A 4700-nucleotide genomic window follows, 5' to 3' on the forward strand; every position below is an offset into this window, starting at 1 on the left:
GGTGAAAGTTGGCGCGCTGGCCGTCACCGCGCATCTGACGCCGGGCCACACGCCGGGCGGTTCCAGCTGGAGCTGGAAGGTGTGCGACAAGGGCGTATGCAAGAACTTCGTTTATGCCGACAGCCTGACTGCGGTTTCTTCCGACAGCTACAAGTTCACCGCGCATCCTGAAGTGGTCAGCAGCCTAGAACGCAGCATCAGGAAAATTGGCGCACTGCCATGTGAGGTGCTGATTACCGCGCACCCGGAATTCAGCGATATTTTTGAGCGCCATGCGCGTGCGGAAAAAGAAGGCGTAATAGCATATGGCGACGGCACCTCCTGCAGTAAGTTGGCGCAGGCCTCCAGCGACAGACTGGCAAAGCGCCTGGAAAGTGAGCGCAAATAAATGAAAAACCCGCGGTGCGTCGCGGGCTTTCTAACTGAACGGCTGGAGGTGTTGACGCTACTTTAAGCAGCGTACGCCAATGTTTTGGGCCGAGATTATATTCAGTCGACTCAATGAAGCTGTGTTCTGCGCCGATGCGCCATTGCAGAAGCTAAATCCAAGAGCCGGAGCTAACCGCCCTTAAGCAAAGTCGATGATATGCTCGTACTCAGCCACTAATCCAACTCGGTGGCACAAGAGCGTCCCCGCGCCATTCTGCAACCGGAACTACATGGGAAAGCCCCCCCCAAGCTTCTTCGTCAGCGTGATCAAGCACGATAATCTGTAAGGCCTCACCCTTTTTTCCTACGACCTTGTCAAAAAGCATGAACACTTTACGTACTGCTTCCAGGTCTTCATCCTTTAACTTTGGCTCAGCTTCGTCAACATCACCTTTTTCCTTCACCCTTCGGGTCGGGAAATAGACTTGGCTTGGTTGATCATAAATAAGTAAGCCGGGAACCGGGCTCCGTTTCTGGCTAAGGAAGTATCCCTGAAGCGCCAAAGTGACAGCGACGTGATAGGCCAACCAATTCGCTCCGCTTCCAATCTCCCAGAGGTAGTCGTCGCGACCATCACGTGCGACTTTGACCGTAAGATCCTTCACGATAAGCTTGATTGGAGCATCAGGCCATTCGCCGTCCAATTGAGGTAACAGCTTTGCCGCATAGCCTTCGACCACATTGAGCGCCTTTTGCTGATTGCTACGAATCTCATGTTCTGCGACAAGCGGCTCCAGCTCCTTAGCGCGATCGCGAAGCCTTTTAATCTCTTCACTCAACTCAGATGTCGGTTCGGCTGCCTCGAAGAGACGAATGGACTCCTCCAATCTCCCAAGAAAGCGAGCATTGCGCTCCCGCCTCAAACTAACATCTTTCGCAATCTTTGAACGCTTCTCGATCGCATCAATCTCTCGTCTAACAGCATTCAAACTTCCCAGTTTTTCCTCTGCCAGCTGTCTCTGGCGCAGCGTTTCTTTACCTAGGTTCTCAGACGCACGAGGGAGGGATCTTAAGCGCAACTCAACTGCATCCAGCGCCAGGCAAAGCCTATTAAGCCTAGTTCGGCCTTCTTCACTCGGCTCGAAAACTTCGTTGCCGCGCTCCTCTACCATGCCACGAATCCATTTCGACAGTGCCAACCTGTCGCGTTGGATTTCCAGTGCGTTTGCGAACGAGTCACTACTACTTTCGAGCCGTTGAAGATCCTTTAGGTGCTGGCGGCTGACGTTATATTGAGCTGTCAGTTCTGTTTCATTGACGCGCAGTTCCTTGAGGCGAGCGAGCGCGGCATCCAATGAGTCGATCGTCTCTTCATTTGCTGACGGATCGGTCTTAACGACGGTACGCAAAAGCTGAAAAGTCGAAGCCCAATCATTAGGTACGGTGGTTTGGGGTGGTAATAGACCGAATTCAATCGCCTGCCGAACCAAAGCTTGACCGTCTCGCTGCCAGCGCGTTCCCTCACCCTGCCGGGCCTTCAACTCTCCTTCCTTGCGTCTCAACGCGCGGTGCAGGTGCTCCAATTCGTGCCGCGCCTGCAGCAACTCTGGAGTGATGGCTCCAAGGACATACGGGAAAATAGTCTTGAGCTTCTCGCGATGTTCAGTCGTATCTGCCTTGAAAAACAATACGTCCGGGTTCGCGACAATATTCTGCGGCTGAAACGTGAAGGCCATCAGATCCCGGAACCCAGGGCGGCTTTTAAACGGGTCCGAAGTGCCCGGTTCAAAATTCAAGTTAGACAATCCAGCCAAGCGATCTAACGTTTTTTTTACGCTTTCAACATTCGAGTTCTTACTAGGTGCTTCTTTTGGGATTGTGATGCTGGCTTCCTCAAGCAGAAACATATCTGACGTACTTTGCTGCCTCCCAGGCTCTCTGCGCGCGAGAAGTTTTTCGCCTTCATCAGTAATAATCAGGACGCCAAACCAAGAACACGTCTCCCGAATGACACCGACCGGGATGGCACACTTCTCTGCGCCAAGGCAGTAATCAATTATGGGGATAACGGCCGATTTCCCTGTCTTGGACCGGCCGGTGATGACGTTGACCTTGCCCGACTGAAACTCCAAAACACGCGGTGCTTGCTGACTCTTCGGCCACAAAATGACCTTCTTAATTTGAAAATTCATTAAAAATCCACGTAAAGTGTTCTAGTCACCTGTTCATCAGTCAAGACGGCGAACCAGTATCCGAGCCGCTCGCACGCCGGGCTCAACCATTTCAAGCCATCAGGCATGTCGATTAACTGCACGCCTGCCTCTAAGGGATGTGCTCTGAAAGAGGCCTGGTCTAAATCAAGAGTAAATAGCTTTGCTCGCTCGCCAATCGCGATAGACTCTAACGTTAATTGTCGAAGTTGCAGGGCACGATCGTGAACTGCTAGTAGGTCTTCACGACACTCACCGAGCTTGCCTGCAAAAAGCGCTAGGCCCGAAACCTTTTGCGTCTTTCGAATCAGCTCCCTCGTTGGCCCATGCAAAACAAGAGGGAGTACCAGAAACGCGAGCGGCAGCGTCGGCTCCGCTTCTTCGCGGGATTGAAATGCCAAGCCAAACCTCCAAATTGCATACGCGCCAAGCGCAGGGTTTTGAACTGCAGCAATTTCATTCGGATATTGGAACTCGAAGGGATTCACTTATCACTCTCCTCGTCCAACAGCTCAAGATAGCGTGGATGCCAGCCCAAGTGTCTACGGTCCGCCAACGAATTGAAAGTTCCTGCAATAAAGTGCCCCGGAACCTTATTTCCCTCGAGCGGCGCCGTCACTTGCGCGCAGCGGTTGTAAATCAGCCTTCCTTGGACCACTTCAACCTTGTCGGAATGTGCATCACTCACTTCCCCCTGGATTGCCAAGTGCTGACGCGTCAAATCACGCTCAAGATCGTCGTAACTATTTTCGAATACCCGACCTAGCGCTCCCCACATCACCTTATCGTTGCTGGTTTGCAAAAAATCGCTAGCAGCATTAAGTTTCTGTTCCGAAGATAAATCGATAAAGTCAAGCTGCACTACAAAGTCCGGGCGCTTTGCTAAGAGCGACTCGACTTCACCCACAGTGGGTACAGGAGTTAGAGAATTTAGGAGTCCCGGCATGTTGTTCTTCTTTACAAAGGCTTGGAATTGTTTTCGGAAGTCGTCACATGACAGCAAAGCAACCTTTCCTTGTCGGATCAATCTGTCGGCTTCATCCTTCGCAATCCCAATCCCAATGGCACAAAGCGCGTCTATCAAGGCCTCATCTATGGTCGCTCGCAGAAACTGGCGCATAGGTTCCGTTGGGTCGTCATCCTCAGAAATGATCCCAATCCGTCTCACAAGCTCGTACCTTTTAGTGGCATCGAGGTTGAGAAATTTCGCCACGTGCGGCATGCAGAGGGCCGACTTCTTTGCTCTCATGCCCTTGGTAATAAAGGCAACCAGTTGATCCACTTCATCAGGCGTCGATGCCCTCGAAAGCGCTGCACTAAGTGTGCCGGAGTATGAGGGGGTGACATATAACTGGAACCGGGTCTTAGCGAGCACCGTTCGACCTGATTCAATGTCATCAATCCAATTACCAATTGACTTCCATAGATCGACCGACCAATCCGACAAAGGATTGTGAGCCAGCGCACTCTTCGTCTGTTCCAACAGAACCTGCCCATCCGCGTAATGCACCGCGACATCTTCCACATGTTCGAGTGAAACACTAGCTCCCTTGGGAGCTGTTAGTAAGTGGAAGAAAAGCCTCAATGGCTGCAGGGCGTAACCCAAGTACTGCCCTGGGACGTTGTGCTTTGATTTCACGACATTTGGCGCGTTCACCTTCGCTCCTTCAATCATTATCTTAACTAACCGCTGCAGAGATCTTGTCGAGTTAATCGCACACCCGCAATGGACGAAAAGATACAACTGATGCATAAAAACAACGCAGGCGCCGAAACCGGCGCCAGGCATTGAATCGTCAGAGAGTTTCTTAATCTAAGCCGTCGACGTCGATATCAAATGCTTACGCAGCGATTGACCAATTCATTCTCGCACGGCAATAATGAAAAGGACAACAGATTTTCACTTACGGCAACTCCAGCCAGTTGGATTGAGTCAAGGGGCGGCTCCAATTATGCGCAAGACGCGGAGCGTCTTGGCTTTGGCGCATCAACAGAAAAATGTCGACGTTCGTCGCGCAATCTCTGGGGAGTTCCCTCTCCAAAGTGGACTTCAGTTCGATATCGCGCTGTCTCCGTTGCGGTCATGTCAATCGGTTCCGCTAACAAATTTTGCATTGCACG

Annotated in this window: 3 protein-coding genes and 1 pseudogene; 1 reads left to right on the plus strand and 3 read right to left on the minus strand. The window is 51.7% G+C overall.

Going from position 1 to position 4700, the window contains the following annotated elements:
• Nucleotides 1-388 (plus strand): annotated as a pseudogene (locus AB4Z11_RS23525) (subclass B3 metallo-beta-lactamase); the annotation flags it as partial.
• A 208-nt stretch (nucleotides 389-596) separates the two neighbouring features.
• Here AB4Z11_RS23525 and AB4Z11_RS23530 read toward each other — a convergent pair.
• From AB4Z11_RS23530 to AB4Z11_RS23540, 3 genes are read right to left on the minus strand one after another with little or no spacing between them, the layout of a single operon-like run.
• The gene (locus AB4Z11_RS23530) at nucleotides 597-2561 is read right to left on the minus strand and encodes a DUF3732 domain-containing protein (protein ID WP_442028068.1); all 1965 of its coding nucleotides are present in this window, start codon (nucleotides 2559-2561) and stop codon (nucleotides 597-599) included.
• Nucleotides 2561-3067, minus strand: coding sequence for a three component ABC system middle component (locus tag AB4Z11_RS23535; protein ID WP_442028069.1), 507 nt, complete (start codon nucleotides 3065-3067; stop codon nucleotides 2561-2563). The genes AB4Z11_RS23530 and AB4Z11_RS23535 overlap by 1 nt, the downstream gene beginning before the upstream one ends.
• On the minus strand, nucleotides 3064-4236 hold the full coding sequence (locus tag AB4Z11_RS23540) for an ABC-three component system protein (protein ID WP_442028071.1): 1173 nt from the start codon (nucleotides 4234-4236) through the stop codon (nucleotides 3064-3066). The genes AB4Z11_RS23535 and AB4Z11_RS23540 overlap by 4 nt, the downstream gene beginning before the upstream one ends.
• Between the last annotated feature and the right edge of the window lie 464 nt (nucleotides 4237-4700).

The sequence above is a fragment of the Pseudoduganella sp. RAF53_2 genome (assembly GCF_052113985.1).
Lineage (GTDB): Bacteria > Pseudomonadota > Gammaproteobacteria > Burkholderiales > Burkholderiaceae_D > Rugamonas.